The 20339-nt window shown below is 58.3% G+C and carries 12 protein-coding genes and 14 tRNA genes; 21 read left to right on the top strand and 5 right to left on the bottom strand.

All coding sequences use genetic code 11. From position 1 onward, the window contains the following. Nucleotides 1-5 precede the first annotated feature (5 nt). Together ACILSR_RS19785 and ACILSR_RS19790 are read left to right on the top strand one after the other, a co-directional pair. The gene (locus ACILSR_RS19785; protein ID WP_395751531.1) at nt 6-1007 is read left to right on the top strand and encodes a G protein-coupled receptor LGR4; all 1002 of its coding nucleotides are present in this window, start codon (nt 6-8) and stop codon (nt 1005-1007) included. Between the two features lie 8 nt (nt 1008-1015). Next, nucleotides 1016-2446 (top strand): hypothetical protein, encoded by a 1431-nt coding sequence (locus ACILSR_RS19790; protein ID WP_395751532.1) that lies wholly within the window; start codon nt 1016-1018, stop codon nt 2444-2446. Between the two features lie 60 nt (nt 2447-2506). On the opposite strand, the gene ACILSR_RS19795 is transcribed toward ACILSR_RS19790, so the two are convergent. The 5 genes from ACILSR_RS19795 to rnhC all read right to left on the bottom strand — a co-directional run bounded on the left by ACILSR_RS19795 (nt 2507) and on the right by rnhC (nt 9912). Beyond that, nucleotides 2507-3307, bottom strand: a complete 801-nt coding sequence (locus tag ACILSR_RS19795; RefSeq protein ID WP_395751533.1) for a DUF1080 domain-containing protein — start codon at nt 3305-3307, stop codon at nt 2507-2509. A 41-nt stretch (nt 3308-3348) separates the two neighbouring features. After that, nucleotides 3349-5247: a DUF4261 domain-containing protein gene (locus ACILSR_RS19800; RefSeq protein ID WP_395751534.1), complete on the bottom strand. Its 1899-nt coding sequence runs from the start codon at nt 5245-5247 to the stop codon at nt 3349-3351. A 100-nt stretch (nt 5248-5347) separates the two neighbouring features. Then, entirely contained in the window at nt 5348-8458 is a 3111-nt protein-coding gene (locus tag ACILSR_RS19805; protein WP_395751535.1) for a c-type cytochrome, read from the bottom strand. 86 nt (nt 8459-8544) lie between these two features. Next, complete coding sequence (locus ACILSR_RS19810; RefSeq protein ID WP_395751536.1) at nt 8545-8919, bottom strand: HU family DNA-binding protein; 375 nt, start codon at nt 8917-8919, stop codon at nt 8545-8547. Nucleotides 8920-8949: 30 nt separating this feature from the next. Then, a complete protein-coding gene (gene rnhC / locus ACILSR_RS19815; protein WP_395751537.1) occupies nt 8950-9912 on the bottom strand; it encodes a ribonuclease HIII in 963 nt (320 codons plus the stop codon). Nucleotides 9913-9987: 75 nt separating this feature from the next. Between rnhC and ACILSR_RS19820 the strand changes: the two genes are divergently transcribed. From ACILSR_RS19820 to ACILSR_RS19910, 19 genes are all read left to right on the top strand, one after another. Continuing rightward, nucleotides 9988-11025 (top strand): A/G-specific adenine glycosylase, encoded by a 1038-nt coding sequence (locus ACILSR_RS19820; RefSeq protein ID WP_395751538.1) that lies wholly within the window; start codon nt 9988-9990, stop codon nt 11023-11025. 52 nt (nt 11026-11077) lie between these two features. Next, nucleotides 11078-12022, top strand: coding sequence for a metal ABC transporter substrate-binding protein (locus tag ACILSR_RS19825; protein WP_395751539.1), 945 nt, complete (start codon nt 11078-11080; stop codon nt 12020-12022). A 915-nt stretch (nt 12023-12937) separates the two neighbouring features. After that, nucleotides 12938-13012: transfer RNA gene (locus ACILSR_RS19830), tRNA-Trp, on the top strand. A 283-nt stretch (nt 13013-13295) separates the two neighbouring features. Next, nucleotides 13296-13372: transfer RNA gene (locus ACILSR_RS19835), tRNA-Asp, on the top strand. Nucleotides 13373-13380: 8 nt separating this feature from the next. After that, nucleotides 13381-13455 (top strand) — tRNA-Ala (locus ACILSR_RS19840). A gap of 9 nt (nt 13456-13464) precedes the next feature. Next, nucleotides 13465-13538, top strand: a tRNA-Asn gene (locus ACILSR_RS19845). 524 nt (nt 13539-14062) lie between these two features. Further along, a tRNA-Gly gene (locus ACILSR_RS19850) sits at nt 14063-14136 on the top strand. Nucleotides 14137-14148: 12 nt separating this feature from the next. Next, nucleotides 14149-14224 (top strand) — tRNA-Thr (locus ACILSR_RS19855). A gap of 357 nt (nt 14225-14581) precedes the next feature. Then, nucleotides 14582-14656: transfer RNA gene (locus ACILSR_RS19860), tRNA-Ile, on the top strand. A 160-nt stretch (nt 14657-14816) separates the two neighbouring features. After that, nucleotides 14817-14891, top strand: a tRNA-Leu gene (locus ACILSR_RS19865). Nucleotides 14892-14896: 5 nt separating this feature from the next. Then, nucleotides 14897-14969, top strand: a tRNA-Leu gene (locus tag ACILSR_RS19870). A gap of 8 nt (nt 14970-14977) precedes the next feature. Further along, nucleotides 14978-15053 (top strand) — tRNA-Arg (locus ACILSR_RS19875). Between the two features lie 7 nt (nt 15054-15060). Next, nucleotides 15061-15200, top strand: a tRNA-Arg gene (locus ACILSR_RS19880). Between the two features lie 133 nt (nt 15201-15333). Next, a complete protein-coding gene (locus ACILSR_RS19885; protein WP_395751540.1) occupies nt 15334-16359 on the top strand; it encodes an RNA ligase (ATP) in 1026 nt (341 codons plus the stop codon). An 8-nt stretch (nt 16360-16367) separates the two neighbouring features. Continuing rightward, nucleotides 16368-16444, top strand: a tRNA-Glu gene (locus ACILSR_RS19890). A gap of 923 nt (nt 16445-17367) precedes the next feature. Next, nucleotides 17368-17443, top strand: a tRNA-Leu gene (locus ACILSR_RS19895). A 269-nt stretch (nt 17444-17712) separates the two neighbouring features. Beyond that, the gene (locus ACILSR_RS19900) at nt 17713-18249 is read left to right on the top strand and encodes a GNAT family N-acetyltransferase (protein ID WP_395751541.1); all 537 of its coding nucleotides are present in this window, start codon (nt 17713-17715) and stop codon (nt 18247-18249) included. 324 nt (nt 18250-18573) lie between these two features. Continuing rightward, a tRNA-Met gene (locus tag ACILSR_RS19905) sits at nt 18574-18639 on the top strand. A gap of 218 nt (nt 18640-18857) precedes the next feature. After that, entirely contained in the window at nt 18858-20285 is a 1428-nt protein-coding gene (locus ACILSR_RS19910) for a TROVE domain-containing protein (protein WP_395751542.1), read from the top strand. The last annotated feature ends 54 nt before the right edge of the window (nt 20286-20339 follow it).

A 20339-nucleotide genomic window follows, 5' to 3' on the forward strand; every position in this document is an offset into this window, starting at 1 on the left:
TTCCCATGAAACAAACTCTCTCATTCCTCACCCTGCTGTCTTTTGCCGCAAGCCTTCCCGCTCTTGCCCTGGACCCGCATGTCGAAGCCGTCACCAAGATCGTCGAAGGTGCCAAGGGCAAAGTCGAAAAGACCGAAGACGGCCAGAGCCTGAAGCTGGTGGACCTTGCCGTGCCAAACACAGGACCGCATGACCATCGCGAGAAAGATCCGTATGATGCGGCCTTCTTTGAGCATCTGGGTCACATCACCACTCTGGAGTCGCTGAATGTGATTTCCACCAAGTTCAATGACGAGTGGATGCCGAACATCTCGAAGCTCACCAATCTCAAGACTCTGCGCTTTACCAACAACGGTTCGCTGACGGATGCGGGCATGGCGCAGCTCGCCGGTTTGAAAAATCTGGAGTCCTTCTCATTTGTGGGCACCAAGATCACCGGACGCGCCTACGCGAAATTCGACGGCTTCACCAAGCTGATCAAGGTGAGCCATCGTGGCAGCAGCATTGACGACGAGGGGTTGAAAGAACTGTGCGACCACCTGCCGAATCTCGAAAGCATCAGCCTTGCGCATGCGAAGTTCACGGATGCAGGTGCTCCCAATCTGGCCAAGCTGACGAAGCTGAAAGGGCTGGAGCTAGGTGCGCATGCGACACCTGCTGCGCTGAAAAACATCACCACGCTGCCGCTCGAATCATTGCAGCTTGGTGAGGGCTTCGACAAATCTGAGTCGCTTCCCATCGTGAAGGAGATCAAGACGTTGAAGCGCCTGACGCTCACGAACTGCAAGGCCACCACCGACGATGATCTCAGGCTGCTGGCCACGATGACGCAGCTCGAATCCCTCGAACTCGGCAGCCCGGCCATGCCGGAGGAGCGTCTGGCGGTGCTGAAGGGTTTCAGCTTTCTCAAAGAGCTTAAAATCATCGACCGCCAGAAGGGCTACCCGGAAGAGACGCAGGCCAAAATCAAGGCCCTCCTGCCTAAGGTGGATGTGAAATTTAAGTGACCCACCTCATGCGACTGCTCTGCTCCCTGCTTCTTGCCTCCTCCATGTTCGCCCATGGGATGGAGTTCCCGCCGCTGAATGATGCCAGGCGCATCCATGGCGAGCTCGTCAGTGTGGACTACATTCTGCGCAAAGGCGAGTTCCGCGCAGACGACGGCACGCTGGTGCCCTTCTCCATGCCGCCTTATGCGATCATGAAGTACAAGGGGGTGGAGGCGGATCTTCGTGAGGTGCCGCTGGGGACGAAGATGACCTTCCTCATGCTGCCAGGCTCACAGCTGGTCACCACCGATGACGGCCAGCCGGCTGATGCGGCGCAGTTGAAGAAGTTCCGCGAGTTCACGGAGAAGCGCGGTGTGGCTGGCTGGATCGACAAAACTTCGGGCAACACTGTGACTCTTACTTTTTTCAGTGCTGACCCGGCTGCCTTTCAGGCTGCGTATGGCGAGCTGATCGCAGTGGGGAAAAGCGGCAAGCTCTGCGTGGCGAACGAAGAGCTCCGCACGTGGAATCCAGGTGTGGATGGTGAAGGCTGCTCCATCACTGAGGTGAACAAGGTGCCCACCGAATACTTCGGCAGCAGCGGCGTGCAGGTGACGGTGAAGGTGGGCAACATGCTCGAAGGCTTTCGCCGCGGGCGTGTCGTGCGCGTTTTCCTCGGCGGCTGGAAGGTGCAGGATCAGTTCTATGGTGAGAGTTTGATGGGCTACGGATTTGGCCGCATGCTCAATCAGGAACTGGTGGAAAATGTGGCCCATGATTACCCTGAGCAGTTTCCTTTTCGCACGGATTTCAGCAATGAGAAGCTGCCCTGGTACCAGCTCAAAGACGATGTGAAGCCGCCGCCCTTCGCTGAGCACATGATGTTTGGCCAGCTCGTGCAGGTGGATGCCAAGAAAGGCTCGGGCCAGTTTCTCAGCGAACTGACGGGCGAGCCTGTGAACTTCACCTTGATCAAGCACCACACGCTCAAACTTCTCGGTGCCGATCCGCAGTTTGCCCTACTACCCACCGGCCAGCGTTATCGCTTTCATGTTTTCCAGGATGAGAAGGGAGCTTTTACCCGTATCAGTTTCATCAGCGATGACTTCAGCCACGCGGGCGCAAATGCGATCACGGCTCGTGTCATAGCTATGCAGGGAGATCAGGTCCATGTGGCCTGGCAGCTCCCGCTGGTAAAGGATTACAATGGGGACATGCAGCGGCCGCAGGACATCGGAAGGCGCATTCTGCGCGTGAATGACGCAACGCGTGTGTGGAAGGCGGACCAGCAGGTCAAACTGGCCGATTTGAAGGAGGGCGATGCACTGCTCTTCAATCGCACGGCCGAGCTGCCAGGGAAACCGTCTGTCTGCACCGATCTGTGGATAGGTGAGGAGACGCACAAGATGGTGACGGAGAAGCTGCGGAAGGACCAGATTGCGGCGAAGAAGAAGTAGGCGGACAGTGACGCCGGGATCGCAGCGTAGGTCCGTCATAATGCAGGGCGCGAAACATTTTTACTTCACGGCCTCGTCTTTTTTCGCATTTTCATCGCGGCGGTGCAGGGGGCGCACCCAGATGTTGCGGTAGCGGGTGGGATTGTGATGATCCTGCAGCGCAAAGCCAAACTCCTGAACGGTCGCTTCGAGAGGGACGGCGTGCTGCACGATGACGCCATTGTGAAACACAGTGATGCGAGCTGGCTGGACGACTTTACCTTTTTCATCCAGCGTCGCGCATTCGCAGATGATGTCGTAGCTCTGCCACTCGCCGGGCTTGCGGCTGGCGTTCACGAGCGGTGGATAGTTGCTGTAGATGGCGCCGGCCTGGCCGTCGGGATAGGTGTCGTTTTCATAGGAGTCGAGCACCTGCACCTCTCCCCAGCCATGGATGAGCACGCCGCTGTTGCCACGGCCCTGGCTTTTGCCCACGACCTCGGCAGGCGTGGCCCATTCGAGGTGAATCTGGCAGGAGCCGAATTTGTCCTTGGTATCAATGTCGCCGCCCTTGGGCAGGATTTCTGCGTAGCCATTTTCGATCTTCCAGTTCGGCACGTCGCTCTGGTCTTTGTCGTCTTTGCGCGGTCTACGGATGAATTTGGAGAGGTCCTTGCCATCGAAGAGCACGATGGCATCGCTGGGAGCAGTCGTTGCAGTGGGCGGCGTGATCACCGTGGGGCGTGGCCGGTTCATGTCTCCCTGACGGTAGATGCCACCGGGGGTGAAGGGCTTCTCCTTTTTGGGTTCAGCAGGTTTTGCAGGCTCGGCGGCTGAGGCGAGTGCTGCGAAAAGAGGAAGGGCGAAAAAGATGCGATGCATGGAGGTGTGAGTGATGAATGGAAAACGTGCGGGAGGAGCGGCTATTTCTGATTAGACGCCCCTTGCGGCGAAACCTTCTTTTGAAGCTGTGGTGTTTTGGAGGGTTTGGATGGCGTTTCGATAAAGAACTGTACAATTCCGCCGATGACTCCGGTCAAAAAGATTGCCCAGATAATGAGGCTGATGATGTCCCAGCAGCCTCGCTTCTGCGGCTTATGCACCGTCTTGGGGTCCAGCGCGGCAACCTCGGCAAAGCGTCCAGGATCCGCAGAGCCGGGCAGAGGAGGGGTGCCGGTGGCAATGTGCCAGGGAATCTGGACCACGGCCCCCTGAGGACCGGGCATGGCGAGCAAGGGAATAAACGGCACGTCCTTTGGCGGCATCCATGAATGGCGTAGCAGGACGCTCAGCAGCGTGAAATGACGGCCATGCGTTTCTGTCAGCGGAAAGGCTTCGCGGTAAAACACTCGGTAGCTGTCGTCAGACATCATCTTCGCTGTTCCAGGAAACTTGGCTGCGTCGCCCTCTCCAGAATAAACTTCATAAGCGACCATGGCAAAGATGCCTGCGGCGCAGATTTCCGTGCTCGTCTGCTCTGCGGCCACGATGACGCCGCAGGGCAACAAAGTGTTCTTTTCTGTGGCAAAGGCAGGATTGGTCATCATCGGCACGGCGAACCACACCTGGCCATGAGTCGCGAGCTGCTGGTACTGGTTCCATAACTGCGGAGTTTGCTGTCCCAAATACTGAAGCTGCTGCCAGGTGTCCTGCGCCTTTTTTTTGGACATGGCCATCTCCAGCGCGATCTTCATCGCGAATGGCACATGGGCGTCGTCATAGTAAACCGTGCGAAACTCGGTAGAGCGCAGCCAGCTCACCGCGCGTTGATGGATCGTACTGCGCAACGCCTGCCAGGCATCCAGCTTGGCCATGATTTCAGAGGCTTCGGAGAACAGCGCGCTTTCTTCATTCGTCTCTGGTGGTGCGCTGCCGGGCCTTGCGGCCAGTTGTTCGGGTTCGGGAGGCGCGCCTTCCAGCGTCCAGTGCAGAACCTTCCGTGGCGGAACCATACAAGACTCTTCACGCTCTTGAGCACGCCAGCGCTGACCATTGGGGCCGTCGGTCGTGTGCCCGCTTTCAATCTGTACCGTGTTGTCCGCCTGATAGTGCAGGAGGTTGACCAGGAAGTGGATCTGTTCAGTGCGAGTGTTGGAGATGTCCTCCCAGGCGAACTCGTGATCGCGCATGCCCAGCTGTGCCATGCCGATGCAGTCCACGAAGGACCAGCTTTCTTCGGCGGGGCAGCCTCGCAAACGGCAGACAGCCTCGATGGGAAAAGTTTTGTGCTCCTGTGCGCTGCTCAGTATACCGCCCAGGCCATCCAAAGGCAGAATCATTTCGCTGTTCGGATTGAAGTAAGCGAGCGCACCTGGCAGCTCCGCGAGCGCGGCGGCTGTTTTGAGCAAGAAACCGAGCTCCTGCAGCGGCCTGGCATTCTCCGCCTTAGCAGGGCTTGTTTTTTCAGCACTGTCAGGAGCTTGAAAAAAGTGAGTCGTGCGCAGGCGCACAAAGGCGCGGTGTTCGTGCGCTGTCGGTACCGCTGCTTGGTATCCGGGTGCCTGAAGTGCACGCTCCAAGGCGCCCGTATGCACAAAGGGGCCAAAGGCTCCCAACGCATGGGCGGAAGTCAGCAAAGTGGGATCTCCGGTGGCTCCCATGTCATCCGGCCAGGGAAATTCGCAGATGTCCACCCAGCAGACGGCGCCATTTTCAAAATCAGTCGCGAGAGTGAGGCAGGCTCCCTGCATCTCCCTCCATTCAGTGGCGTCTTCGTCGGCAGTAATGATGCAGCCCTGGCGTTCGAAGAGCTGGCGCAGCGAGCCGAGATCAGGTGCCTGGGAAAAAAGGACGGCGATTCCTTGGGTGAAGAAGTGCTGCATGTTTTCGGGCTTTCTAGCCGCAGTGCCCGCCTTTGAACAGGGGAAAAAAGAAGGCCGGCAAAGCGCCGGCCTTCCTTGATTCAGATGTCGTGCAACAGGGCTACTTCTGGAAGGCCTTGTCCTTCGCGTTCCCGCCGCTGGTCATGTAGGCGATGAGGTCGAGGAGCTCTTCCTGATTGAGATTATTGATGAGGCCGGGGGGCATCATGCTGACTTTGCGGGTGCCTTTCTTCGCGATGTCGCTCTCATTAATGGCCATGTGGTCGTTGGGGGCGAAGGGGTTGGTCATGATGAAGACCTTGCCGTTTTCCTCCACAACAATGCGGCCGATGATGACGCTGCCATCCTTCTTGGTGATTTCGTGGCTGTCGTACTGGTCGGAGATGACCTTGCTGGGATCGACGATGTTTTCCATCAGGTCGCGCATGGTGTAGCGGTTGCCCACGCCGGTAAGGTCGGGGCCGATGCTGCCGCCCTCTCCATTGAAGCGGTGGCAGGTGGCGCACATGATGCTGCGGTACATGGCCTCTCCATTGGCAAAGTTGCGGCCTTTGAGTCCGCCGGCGGTCAGTGCGACGGCTTCATCCACGGTCCAGTTTTTCCCGGGACCTTTCGGTGCAACGTAGTTGGGGATGGTTGTGCTGGCCTCAACCTTGCTGCTGATGGCTTCGAGGGAGGCGATTTCTTCCTGAGGCACAAAGGTGGCCATGGCATCCTTGCGGATGTTTTCGATGAAGCCCTTGAAGCTGTTGCCACCTTTCCAGGTGCGGGCATGCGGGAACCAGGAGAAGAACGTCTTGCGATGTTCGGGAGTCCAGCCTGCGGTGGCATTGCGCAGCGCGAACATGTAGCTGATCTGCTGGGCATTCGGGCGGCTGCCTGCGGCGGCACGAGCGGCGTTGGCGTAGCCGTCATTGCGGCTCAAAACCGCATCGCTGGCGACTTCCTGAAAGTCATCCTTGGCGGTGGCCATGATGGCGAGGGTTTTGGAAACGACCTGTGTGGAGTCTATGGCGACGAGGATCTGGCAGAGCTCGCGATTCACGAAGGGATCTTCGGCCGGATACGCAGCATCCAGCACGACGGCCATTTTGGAGCACACATCGGCGTCGGGCTTGCCAAGACGAATGAGGATGAGTTCCAGAGCGCGCAGGGCGGCGAGCTGTTGATCAAGAGGAAGCTTGGTTCCTGCAAGACTTCCCAGGGTGAGTAGCATGCGGCCCTGCAGCTCGGCATTCTCACCGGAGACGTTGCCAATGGGTTCTGAGGAGGTGCCGGTGGGCTTGGCGGCAGGTCTGCCACCTTCGTTTCCGGCTTTGGCCCCCGTGACGCGAGCGAGAGCAATGATGCCTTCGATCAATACGACGGGGTTTTTCTCCGAAAAGACTTTCTCCTGCCACTGTGCGACTGGGAGCTTTTCAATGGCCACACGAGCGGCGTAGCGCACATGGCGGTCGCTGTTGCCGAGGTTGGCCCATGCTTCCTGAAGTGCTTTGGCGGCATCGATCTTTCCTGTGTGGAAAGCTTCGAGAGAGGCGCGCAGTTTGAAGTCGTCGGCGACGGGCTGTGCCTGCGCTGGTGCGGTGGATTCCGTGCCGACATAGGTCACGCGATAGACGCCTGACTGTGTTTTGCGACCACCGACCGCGAAGTACATGGCACCATCCTGCGGGTGGATGACCACATCTGTGAGGGGCAGCGGCTTGCCGAAGACAAACTCCTCCTTGGTGGCTGCGTAGCTGGCACCCTTGGCTTCCAGGTTGATGGCCCACATGGTACCGTAGGTCCAGTCGTTGATGAAGATGGCGTGCTGGTATTTGGCAGGGAATTTTGCGCCGGTGCCAGCGACGACGCCGGTGGGGCTGCCGGGGCCGATGTCGAGCGTGGTCGGAAGGGAGTCAGGGTAATAATTGGGCCACTTGCCGCTGCCGCTGCGCCAGCCGTAGTCAGCGCCGCTGACGCAGTGGTTTACACGGGTGGGGCGGTACCACGGGCTGCCGATGTCCCACTCCATGTCCGCATCATAGGTGAAGAGCTGGCCCTGGTCATTGAAGCAAATGTCGAACTCATTGCGGAAGCCGTAGCAGAAAAGCTCCAGGCCGCTGCCGTCCGGGTTCATGCTGCAGATGTAGCCGCCGGGGGAGAGGATGCCGCGTGCGTGGCCATTCGCGTCCCACATGCGCGGAAGGATGTGGTCTTCACTCCAGATTTTGGCCGGCCGGCTGTCTTCCAGGCCTTCGGGCAGCTTGGTGTGGTTGCCGCAATTGAAGAAAATGCGTTTGCCGTCTGGGCTTACGACCATGCTGTGAAGGCCGTGCTCGCCGCCTCCAGCCATGGTGTGGAGCTTGGTGATCTTGTCGTACTGATCGTCACCATCCGAGTCCTGCACTCGGTAGAGGCCGTTGTTTTTGCCGTCCTCATTGACCATGACGTAGAGGCTGTCGAAGGCGGCGAGGAGTCCGTGGGCTTTGCCGAGTTGAATGGCGAGTTTTTCAGGCTTGAGGCTCTCGGTTTTGCCCACGGCGGGAACACTCATGCGGTAGATGCTGCCGTACTGGTCGCAGGCGATGAGGCGGCCTTTCGGATCGACCGTGAGGGCCACCCAGGAGCCTTCCTGGTCCTTGGGAACATTGTAGAGTTTTTCGACCTTGAAGCCCTTGGGGACGGTGATCTCGCTGGCGGCGATGCTCTCGGCCGGGCCGCTGTTGCCCCCGCCGGGTTTGCCATCCAAGGCGAGGCCCCAGGGCCCCTTGCCGTATTCACTGATGACGCTGGCAGTCTTCCACTCTTCCTTGCCTGTGGTGGTCGCCTCCCATTTATCGCTGGTCTCGAGGAGGACTTTGGACTGGTCCTTCGGCAGCTTCACCGTCAGCCGGGCGATCAAAGCCGCGACGCCGCCTTTATTGCGGGCGTGGACGATGATCTCATTCGTCGTGCCGGGCTTGAGGTCTTTGCTGACGTCCGCCTTGGAGGGCTCCATCCAGTCAGGATTGGAGAGGACTTTTTTGCCGTTGATGAGGGCATCCGCGCCGTTGTCGCAGGTGAGTTCCAGCGTGGCAGACTGCACCCCGGCCGGGACTTCAAAGCGGTGACGGAAAGTGACTTTGGGATCCTTGTCGCCGCTTTTGGAGCTCCAGATCCACTGGGGGGCGGCGGAAGCGGTGGTCAGCAGGACAGTAAACGCGAGCGTGGAGAGTAATCGAGGCAGCATGGTGGGCCAAAAGTACGCACCAAATCGCCAGACGTTGCACACGAATACCAAGCCCTTACGATCGTTTCCCCACAGGAAGCACGGATTTACACGGCGCTGCCGTTCAAAGCCTGGCCGTCATGCACTTTGCTCACCGAAAGGGCGGCTACGCGGGATTTGAGCTCCTTGCTGGGCTTGAAGCGCACGACGCAGCGGTCGGGAATCATCACCTCGGAGTTCGGCTGTTTGGGATTGCGCCCAATTTTGCCACGTGCCACGCGCAGGTCAAAGGTGCCAAATGTCCGGAGCGTGACCTCATTGCCTTCGGCCAGGTTTTTAGAAACCAGCTCCATAAATGCTTCCACCATGGCCAGTGTATCGGCATGTTTGATCCCGGTTGCATTGCTGAGCTCGGCAACCAAATCCTTTTTGGTGATCGTTGTCATAATGATGTGACTAGCGAGACGTTTAATGGGGTGCAACTAAATTCTGTGTCGAATTATCCTGCCTACCTATGATTCTCTCGGGATATTTATCTGGGGTGTTTCCGAAACAGACCCGAATAGTACCTCGGAGGAAGTCCGGAAGTGCATCTTGCACAGGGCGGGCAAAATGTCGCTGCCATGTTGATTTATCAAGGTGGCGGCCGCTTGTTTTACGGAATTTGAAACTCCCTTGGGGAATTCCATGCCGTAAGCCTGGCCTTCGGATCTCAGCCAGCCCACGAAGGCCTCGCGGGCCAGGATGGAGGCGGCGGCCACTGCGGGATCGCTTTCCGCCTTGGTGCGCTGCACCAGCTCGATCTGCCTGCCGCGGGTTTGCAGGGCGCGCTGCAGGACGGCGGGATTGGCGAACTGATCTGAGATGGCCCGCTGACAGCCGGGGACACGCTCGAGCAGGCTTTCGATGACCCGGGCGTGGCCCCAGGCCAGCAGCCGGTTCAAGTTGCCAAACTTGGTGTAAAGCTCGTTGTAGCGTTCCGGGCGGATGGCGATGACCTCCCAAGCCAGTCCTGGGATGGTGCGGATGTCCGCGGCGATTTTGAAGATGCGGGCGTCGCTGCCGATCCGCTTGCTGTCCACGGCGCCGATATCCCGCAGGCGGTGTGCGGCGGCACCATCGATATAGACCCCGGCGATGACGAGCGGGCCAAAAAAGTCGCCCTTTCCACTCTCGTCCACGCCGATATGCGGTTGAAACATTTCCGGATGGTGAACTTCCTCGTAGCCGAGCTTTGCCTCTCCGAGGACCTCGGGTTCAAGCAGATTGGTGATGAAGTCTTCGGTCTCCTTGCCTTGAACCACGATCTTGGGACCTTTTTCGTACACGCAGATGTTGACCTTGGATTTGGCGGCGGCGTAGAGGCAGTAGGGCTTGGTCTGAAACTCGAAGCCACGCGCTTCCAGAAGGGGGCGCAGTCTCGCCGCCTGGTCTGCAGTGAGCGCATGGGTGTAGCTGGTCAGGGGGGCGGACATGAGAGGCGGATTTTAAACGAACGAGAAGCGAAAGCTTTATGAAAAAAGCACAGGTTCGTTCATAGATGGTCAACGATGCGCACCCAGACTGCCAGGCCCGATCTCCACGCCATAGCCGAGGAACTGGTGAACTGGTTTGCCAGCAACGCGCGCGACTATCCCTGGCGCCGCACGCGCGATCCTTACGCGATCCTCATTTCAGAAGTGATGCTGCAGCAGACCCAGATAGCCACCGTGCTGGACCGTGGTTTCTACGCCCGCTGGCTGGAGAGGTTTCCTGATTTCAAGGCTCTGGCAGGCGCCCGGGAAGACGAGGTGTTGAAAGCCTGGGAAGGGCTGGGCTACTACCGGCGCGCACGGAATCTGCAGAAGCTGGCCAGGGAGGTGATGGAGCAGCACGGCGGGGTGTTTCCGTCCAATCCAGAAGCCATTCTCGCGCTGCCGGGAGTCGGCCCCTACACGGCGGGCGCGGTGGCGAGTTTTGCCTTTGGTCTCGCGGAACCGATTGTGGATGGCAACATTGCACGGGTTCTTTCGCGCCTTTACAACGACGCCACTCCTGTGGACTCCACCGCTGGAGTCAAGCTGCTGTGGGAACGCTCAAAGGCCCTGGTGAAAGCGACCGAAAACCCGCGTGCGCTAAACTCGGCGCTGATGGAGCTCGGGCAGACGCACTGTACACCCGCAAAGCCTGCGTGCGAGCTTTGTCCCGTGCGCTCCCACTGCCGTGCCACCAGCCCCGAAACTCTGCCGGTGAAGCAGTCACGGCAGGAGATCACCGCCGTGACCGAGCGCGTCATTTTTTTGCGCACGCAAGAAGGGGTGCTGCTGGAACTGGAGACGGGCAAACGCCGGACGGGATTGTGGAAGCTGCCTGCGTTAAACGACAGCCATGCCGAAAAGCCTCCGCCGGTGCTGCTGCGCATGCAGTACGGCATCACCCGCTACAAGGTCACGCTATGGGTGCATGAACCGTATGAGCAAAACGGGGCATGGCCCGATACGCACCGCATCATCCCCTTTGCCGAACTTGAGTCCACGCCGATGCCGGCACCGTATCGTAAGGCGATGCGTGACCTCCTTCAGCGCGGTGAGTTCCGGCTCGGTGACTGAAAAGTGAGTTTGCCATTGATCGCGCATGACCTAACAAATGTCCCAATCTCTCATGAAAACGCGAACACTCCTTTTCTCTTGCCTTGCCTTGATCCTCGCGGGTTGCAAGCCTTCGGCTCCGGCTCCTGCTGAAAAAGCTGCTGAAAGCGCGGCCACGCCCGGGGCGGCAAAGTCCGGCAAGCCTCAGGTGCTGGTGGCAAACTACCCGCTGCAGTACTTCGCACAACGCATCGCCGGCGATGCCGTTGAAGTGCGCTTCCTCGCGCCAAAGGGGGAGGATCCGGCCTTCTGGCAGCCGGACGAAGCGGCCATCACCGCCTTTCAAAATGCCGACCTCATTCTCATGAACGGCGCCGCCTACTCCAAGTGGGCTGACAAGGTGACGCTGCCAGAGTCCAAGGTGGTGGATACATCCGCCGCTTTTGCCTCAGGATTTATTGAAGTGCGAGACGCCACCACGCACAGCCACGGTCCTGGTGGTGAACACAGCCACAGCGGCACTGCTTTCACCACATGGATCGCTTTCGACCAGGCTGCCAAGCAGGCGCAGGCAGTGAGCGACGCTCTGATCAAACTGGTGCCTGCCGCGCAGGACGCCATGACCAAAAACACGCAGGCTCTGAAAAGTGAACTGGATGCACTAGATGCCCGCATGACTGCAGTCGGCCATCGTTTGGTTCAGTATCCTCTGGTGGCATCCCATCCCGTCTATCATTATCTGGCACGTCGTTATGGCCTGAACATCAAGTCGGTCCTTTGGGAGCCAGAAACGGCGATCGATGACACGGCGCTTAACGATCTTCGTGCAGTTCTCGCCAATCACCGTGCGCGCTGGATGATCTGGGAAGGCGAGCCCACCAAGGAGAACGTGGACAAGCTCGCCTCCATTGGCATTCAGAGCGTGGTCTTTGATCCATGTGGAAACGTGCCTGAGAGCGGTGACTTCATGACTGTGATGAAGTCGAATGTGGAGGCGATGGAAAACGCGTTTCGCTGAGCTGCAGGAGTTTTAGGTGTGAAAACAGCACCTCAATCCGACTGCATAAGAAAAATACAGATTCTTTGTTGACGGCCCAATAAAGCCGTGTCATCATTCGTTACCTTCAATACAAGCCATGAAAACCAATTCGACACATCTTAACTCATCCGCGCTGCTGATAGCGCGTGGGGGAGAGATTTTGTGTGTGAGACTGGGTCTTGGCTTTATGCCCGCCTATGAGGCACATCAAGATTGGAGTCTCCCGACAAAGAGATATGACGAGCAGGGTGCTTTGACGCCCCATTAGGCCCCGGAGGCCAAGTTTCCGAAGGAAGCCCTGCTCGCCCACTCCAAGGCAGCAGGGCTTTTTCTTTTGCATCGAACCGAACCAGCCACCCCATTTTTCAAATCATTGATTGAACCCGCGGTCGCCTGACCGCCACCCCATAGCACGAAAAACCCCGGCCTCCGCGCTAACGGAAACCGGGGCAAGGCCAGCCAAGCTGACTCCGGGAGGAGTCGTTTAGAAACGCAAGAAGCAGACCTGAAAACAGGTTCGCACCCCTCCTACCGAATGTCAACTGAAGCAGTCTTCAAATACGCAATATTCCTACGCCGAAGCGAGGAATACGGGGATTTTTTGTCCCTTTTTGACATCACGAAACGGCTTCCCTGGGAGGTGTGCCATAAACACCGAAACATCCGCCGTGAAAGACCTGCGGGTGCGACGCCAGCGATCGAGTGACCTCCACTCTATCCCGTGCGTGGCAGCGGTGTTCGTTCTTTATTTGGCAGATCACCTTCACAAGAGGCTGATCTGCCATTCAAGGGCACGGAGCACGGCAAAAGTGGTGTGTTACTCTGTGGGAGAGAGTGGTGATCGGCCGACTCCGTGTCCTTGAATGGCAGAACTTGATGATTCTCCAATAAGATACGGCGGTGGCAGACAAGCAATGCACGGGCCTCCAAAACCCGAAGATGTGGGGGCAGTACCCACCCGCCGTGCCATTTTTCCAATTCAAAGAACGCGGCGGTAGATCGTTAAAAAGGCGACCCGGGCTGTAAACCCGATGCTCACAGAGACCGCACGGAGTGTTACCGTGACGCCGCACCATTTTTCAAAATGCAGGGAGAGCCAGTGCTCTGACGGGTCTCATAAGCCTGTCTTGGTTGGTGCAACTCCATCCCCTGCGTCCAATTTTCATGGGACCGTAGTGTAGAAGACTGCACGGCTGGGTGGCACCCAGCAAGCGACGGAGCATTACCGTCCGGCTCCACCATTTTCAATCAAGGTCCGTTAGCTCAGTCCAGTAGAGCGCCCGCTTGTCGAGCGGAGGGTCGCGGGAGCAAAGCCCGCACGGACCGCCAGTTTCCATGGGACCGTAGTGTAGAAGATTGCACGGCTGGTTTGCACCCAGCAAGTGACGGAGCATTACCGTCCGGCTCCACCATTTCAAAAATCCTCGGTGATCTAACAGTAGGATGCCGCTCTGTTAAAGCGGCTGTGTTGGTGCGAATCCAACCTGAGGAGCCAATTTTTAATGCCCACGAGGTGTAACAGACATGCATACGCCGCTTCTAACGGCCGTGGTTCCAGGTGCAGCGGTCTGCGCGTTAGCGCAAAATCATGAGGCGCGGAGCAGTAACTGCACAGCCGCAGGAGCGGCAACTCCTGGTGTGGGCACCACTTTGATAAGGAGCACGTCCGGCACAGACGAGGAAACGGTCTCGAAAACCGCTGCGCCCTTTAAAGGCGTCCAGAGTGCGATTCTCTGGTGCTCCGCCATTTTCTTTTCAACCCTCCGTAGCTCAACAGCAGAGCAGCCGGTCGATAACCGGCAGACCGTGGAGCGTCACCACGCAGAGGGACCACCTATTTAATCAACGCTTGATGGCTTAGACAGATGAGCGGCGGGTTGAAGATCCGCACAGGTTGGCGCGCTGCCAACTCCAGCGACCATTTCTTCTTTTCAATGTGGCATTGATGTAACAGCAAGCATGCCTGCCTTCCAAGCAGGGCGCGTCGGGGCAGCACCGACATGCCGCACCAGATTCAATGTGGTCATCGTCCAGCAGCAGGACGCAGCTATGCCAAGGCTGAAACGTCGGTGCGAGTCCGACTGACCGCACCACTTTTCAAAAACTCCTCCGTGGCCGACCTAGAAAGGCACCCGTTTCGTAAACAGGACCATGTGAGTGCAAACCTCACCGGAGGATCCATTTCAATTTCAACACTCCCTTCATAGTGTAACAGCAGCATTCTTCGTTGTGGACGAAGCGGTGCCGGGGCGGATCCGGCTGAGGGAACCATTTTTTATATCGGATACGAGAGAGCCAGCAGCACTCGCTTGCCTTGGAAGCAAGAGCAGCCCGGGGCAGCACCGGGGTATCCGACCATTTTCTTCATTCGTGCGCAAGACAAAGAGCCGAGTCGGCGGTCCGCAAAACCGCATTACCCAGTGCAAGCCTGGGGCGCACGTCCATTTCATTTCATCGGATACGAGAGAGCCAGCGAACTCGCTTGGTTTGGGACCAAGACAAGCCCGGGGCAGCACCGGGGTATCCGACCATTTTCATTGGTCTGTAGCTTAACAGTAGAGCGTCGGGCTCATAACCCGCGAGGTGTTGGTGCAATTCCAGCCAGACCGACCATTTCAAGACAGCCCTGTAGCTCAATCAGCAGAGCATGCGCCTTTGAAGCGCAGCGTTGATGGTGCGAGCGCCAAAGCGCGACAGCGCGTCATCATGAGGTGCGGAGCAGAATTCGCACAGCGGCAGGAGCCGCAACTCCATCCAGGGCCGCCAGCTTTTAGCCCATGTAGTCCAATGCAGAGACAACCGCCTCAGAAGCGGTCCAGTGCGGGTGCGAGTCCTGCCATGGGCACCATTTATGCCTGCGTAGTCCAATAGCAGAGACACCCGTTTCAAAATCGGTCCAGTGCGAGTGCAGCTCTCGCCGCAGGCACTCTTCATGTCTCCGTAGCTCAGTAGAAAGAGTGGCTGATTACGAATCAGCAGGCCGCAGGTGCGAATCCTGCCGGAGACACCACTTCAATGCTCCCGTAGCTCAATGTATAGAGCACCGCGCTTCGAACGCGGAGGTTGCAGGCGCAATGCCAAAGCGCGATAGCGCGTCGTTATGCGGCGCGGAGCAGACTCTGCATAGCGGCAGGAGCCGCAACTCCTGCCGGGAGTACCTTTCAAAAATGGAACGCCAACCGGACCAGCGAGCCGGGGCTCGGTGCTAACGAGATCGTGCCGCCATCGCGCGGCATGAGGAGCATGTCCTCGGCGTTCCGCCAATTATCCTCATCCACACAACAAGCCTTATGAAACGTAAACTCGCTTCTATCCAGACAGTTCTCGCCATTGAGGCCATTGCGAATGCAGACGCCATCGAACTGGCCCGCATTCAGGGCTGGCAGTGTGTGGTCAAAAAAGGCGAGTTCGCAGTCGGAGATGTTGGAGTGTTTTTCGAAATCGACGCCGTGCCGCCTGATGAAATGCGCTTCCACTTTCTCTGGCGGCCCAAAGATGGCACGCCCATCGCACGGCCCGCGAGCTTTCGACTGCGAACGCTTCGTCTTCGCGGCGTGCTCTCGCAGGGATTGTTACTGCCGCTGCGACAGTTTCCCGAACTGCCCGCAGCGCTGCTACCGGGCGATGATGTGACCGAATCTCTGCGCATCGGCAAATGGGAGCCTCAAATTCCCATGAATGACGAAGTGGACGGTACGTTCCTTCCCGGAGTGCCTAAGACCGATGAAATGCGCGTGCAGAGTCTGCCCGAAGTCATCGCTGAGCTGACAGGTCGTCCTTATGTCATCACCGTCAAATGCGATGGCACCTCGGCCACCTACGGCATCAATCGGCACACGGGTGCCTTTACTGTCTGTGGTCGAAACTGGAGCCTCAAGCGCGGCAACAATGCCTACTGGCATGCAGCGGAAAAATACCAGATCGAAACCTCCCTTGCCCGTCATCCCGAGATGATCGTGCAGGCGGAACTGGTCGGTCCCGGGATTCAAAAGAATCGTCTGGGCCTTCAAGGCATCCAGCTCGCAGCGTTTAACGTCTATGATCAAAAGAATGACCGCTACCTCGCGCATGATGAGGCCGGCGAGTTTCTCAGATCCATCGGCGTTCCCATGGTGGACGTGTTGGAACGCGGCGAATGCTTCGCTCATGATCAGGCCTCGCTCCTGTCTCTCGCTGAAGGATTCTATGACGGCACGCAAAACGAGCGTGAAGGCATTGTCATCCGTCCGCAGACCGAAAGCATCAGCCAGGTTCTGGGAGGGCGCCTCTCCTTCAAAGCCATCAGCAATCGCTTCCTACTCAAAGGCGGCGATTAATTTTCAAAGACCCTGTCGTCTAACTGGCCAAGGCACCCGACTTTCTATCGGGCTATTGCGGGTTCGAATCCCGTCTGGGTTGCCAATTTCAATATTAACAAACGGCGCGTCGGTGCCGTGAGGAAACTCAGAAACCGATGGGGGCATGGCCCCGACAGCCGGCGTGAGCCGGTCAGAGGCGAAGGTGCCTGATAACCTTCGCGCCGTGAGGGATCACGGACAGCCCATGCAAGCCCAGGCTTCCCGCGAAAGCGGGCGATCAAGGCCCCGAAGGCCGTGGTCGTTTTGGGAAAGCAGTGCGTCGTGGAAAAAACGGCGGTTTAGATGCCCGGAAACGGGGAACATCAGCCGCCGGAGAGCAGCGGGTGGTGCCGGCCTCACGATCAACCAGACTGCGATCCATAAAGCCAAGGGTAGCGCCAGAAACATCCGAGCCTTGTCGGCAAGGGTGATGGCGCAGAGCAAGAGGTGGCGGACGTGTGCAAACACGGACGTTGTCTTGAGATTCCGTTGAGTAGCCGACAGGTGAAAGGCAGACGGTGTGTGGCATTTCGCAGCCCAAAAGGCGGCGACAACCGCAGGACATCCGCATCGTCGCAGGTATGAAGCTTCGCGAGAAGCATCTAGCACAAAACGCAAAGAGGTGTCCGGCGTGACGAGTGAAATAGCTCAATCCTCCAGCCATAGGGCAATGGAGGCATCCGAGGGCCGCAAGCCCGGAGATGTCGGTGTGAATCCGCACATAAGGGGTAGCTCCCCTGCACGGCCGAAAGGTCGGTGGTAGGTGCAGCGCCGACAGTCGTCACGCGACAAGTGAGAAGCCACACTTTAAAAAAGGCAGCTATGCTGTTCGACCCTGCAAGGCAGGGTGGATACGAGCCGAACCAGGGGCCGCAAACCCTTGGATAATGGCTTCAACGGAGCAGCACGCGAGGTGTAGTCTCAGCCCTCGCATTCCGTTTTCAAAACCCGCGGTCTGCATGCCGGGACCGCGTTCAAATTTCAAAAGCTCATGTAGCCCAACAGCAGAGGCACGACGTCGAGAACGTCGTCAGTGCGGGTGCGAATCCCGCTGTGAGCACCATTTTCCGCATGGACGAGAGAATCACGAAGCAGAGAGCCTCAAATGAAATGAATCCGGGCTCCATTCTCATCTTTCCCATGATTTTTCGGTCCAAAGCTTAGACAGCGAAGCAGCCGGCTTTTAACCGGCATAGCAGGGTGCATGTCCCTGTGGACCGACCACCATTTCCACGCCTGTTGGTGAAACAGCATCACATCTGGCTTACATCCAGAAATCGAGGGGGCAGCACCTTCACGGGCGACCATTGTCCACCAACTCAACCATTCACCATGAGCATCGCCATCACACCCGAAATTCATCTCAGTGCCATTACGATGGCAGACGCTGAAGACATCAATGCGCATCTGCGAGACTACGAGGTCAGTCGTTATACTCTGCTCATTCCCCATCCTTATACCTTGGCGATGGCCCATGAGTGGATCGCCATCATCGCGGATGATGTGCAGCGGAACGGTCGCGAAACGATCTGGGCCATCCGAGAATCCTCCGGGCGCATGATCGGCGCCGTCGAACTCCATGTCGGGAGCGCTGGCAAGCAGCACGTTTCCGAAATCGGTTACTGGCTGGCCAAATCTCACTGGGGGCGCGGCATCATGACAGCGGTGGTCAAAGCCGTCGCCGAGCGTGGCTTTCGAGAGCTTGGCGTGAGGCGCATCACGGCGCCCATCTTTGCGCCGAATGTCGGCTCCGCTCGTGTGCTGGAGAAGAGCGGCTTTGTCGTCGAGGCACCGCTTCTACGGCTCGCCTATCATCGGGACGGCCAGTTTTACGATGGCAGGCTCTATGCGCTGGTGCGCGAAGAGTGACGCACAGCCGGTCATATCCGCGATTGATTCAATCCCGCGTGTTCAAATACTTTCAATTTCATCTGAGGCAGCGAGGCCGGGGATACTCCGGAACTCGTGGGTTCAAATCCCATCATCCTGGCGACAGGCTGAAGCCCTGGCCGGCTTTCTCCTCAGTTTCCTTTTTCTCCAATTTCGCGGCAGTGAAGACAGGATTTCTTCGCTCCAAACACAAACTGAAGTGCGGTGCTCATGAGTTGAGGTCCGGTGAAAGCCGGATCCGGGTTCGATTCCTGGCTCCTCAGTTAGAGCCTGTCTAGTTTTCTCCGCGAACACTTTTTTGGGGCAGTGAGATCAGAGATACTTCGAATCATAATCGACAGGTTGCAGGTTCGAGTCCTGCCGGGTGCCACCAGGCATCTGTAGCTCAATGGCAGAGCGGTTGGATGCTAACGCATCCGTTCTCGGATCACTTTTCTCCCCAAATCCTTTTCCGAAATCCAGCACCTTATGCGGCAGCGATGCCGGGGTTACTTCGGGAGCCGGTCTGCCTGCAAGGGCGCCGGCGGCTTATCACGGGCCGTTTCCCTGGCAAACTTTCTCCGCATTCAACCACTCAGATACACACCATGAAATTCAACATTCTCAAACAGCGCCCACGTGCCGACACGCTCAACCTCGCGGGTGGCGAGGCGTTCACCGAGACGCCCAAGCTCGAGCTGGCCTCCCTCATGCTCACGGCCATGCTCAAGGATGAGTTCTACCGCAGCGCTGATGCCACTGCAAACCGGCTGCGACAGCTCATCGCTGCGCAGAACGACAAAGTGTTCGTGGCCAAGGCGGCGCTCTATGCCCGCAAGCAGGCCGGCATGCGCAGCGTGAGCCACCTCACGGCGGCCGAACTGGCGAAAAGCGTGAAGGGCCAGTCGTGGACGGCGCGGTTCTATGACCGTGTGGTACACCGTCCAGACGACGCCATCGAGATCCTCGCCTGCTATCAGGGCGCGCATGGCAAAACGATTCCCAACTCGCTCAAGAAAGGTCTGGGACGCGCGCTCTCGCGCTTCGACGAGTATCAGCTCGCGAAATACCGCAAGGACCGCGCCGAGCTCTCGCTGGTCGATGTCGTGAACCTCGTTCACCCACCTGCCACTGAGGCGCTTGGAAAGCTTGTCAAAGGCACGCTGGCCGCCGCTGAAACTTGGGAGGCCAAGCTTACGCAAGCGGGCGCCGCGGCGCAGAATGACGACGATCTTGCTTCGCTCAAACGCGAGGCCTGGTCGGAGCTCATCCGCACGCGGAAGCTGGGCTACTTTGCCCTGCTGCGAAATCTGCGCAATGTGCTCGAAGCTGCTCCAGAAGCCGTGAATGAGGCGCTGGCGATGCTGCGCGATGAAAAACTCATCCGCAAATCGCTCGTGCTGCCATTCCGCTTTCAGACAGCGCTCGAGGCTGTGCAGGCCAGCAACCTGCCACGTGCTGCCGATGCCTTGGCTGCCCTCAGCGATGCTGTGGACATCTCGCTTGCGAACGTGCCATCCTTCCCTGGCCGCACGCTCGTGGCGCTGGATGGCTCCGGTTCCATGATTGGCCGACCTCTGCAAATTGGCTCGCTGTTTGCCGCGACGCTGCTCAAGGCCAACGACGCCGACATCGTGCTTTTCAGCAATGACGCCAAGCACGTCACGCTAAACAAGCGCGACAGCACGCTCTCGCTGGCCGCATGGCTGCAAGGCCAAGCGCAGTCCGGCGGCACCAACTTTCACTCCATCTTCCAGCGCGCAGACCGGGCGTATGACCGTGTCATCATTCTCTCTGACATGCAGGGCTGGGTGGGACACCACACGCCTGTGGACACGTTCCGCCGCTGGAAGGAGCGCCACCGCTGCGATCCCAAAGTGTTCAGCTTTGACCTGAACGGTTACGGGTCTCTGCAGTTCCCAGAGCGCCAGGTTTGCTGCCTGGCGGGCTTCAGTGACAAAACACTGGAGACTCTGAAGCTGCTGGACTCCGACCCAGGCGCGCTGATCCGCACGATCGAAGCCGTGGAGCTTTAAGAAAGTGTGCGCCCCACACTCGTGCGCCGTCCTTCACAGGGCGGCGCACTTTTC

It is taken from the genome of Prosthecobacter sp., assembly GCF_044222565.1.
Lineage (GTDB): Bacteria > Verrucomicrobiota > Verrucomicrobiia > Verrucomicrobiales > Verrucomicrobiaceae > Prosthecobacter.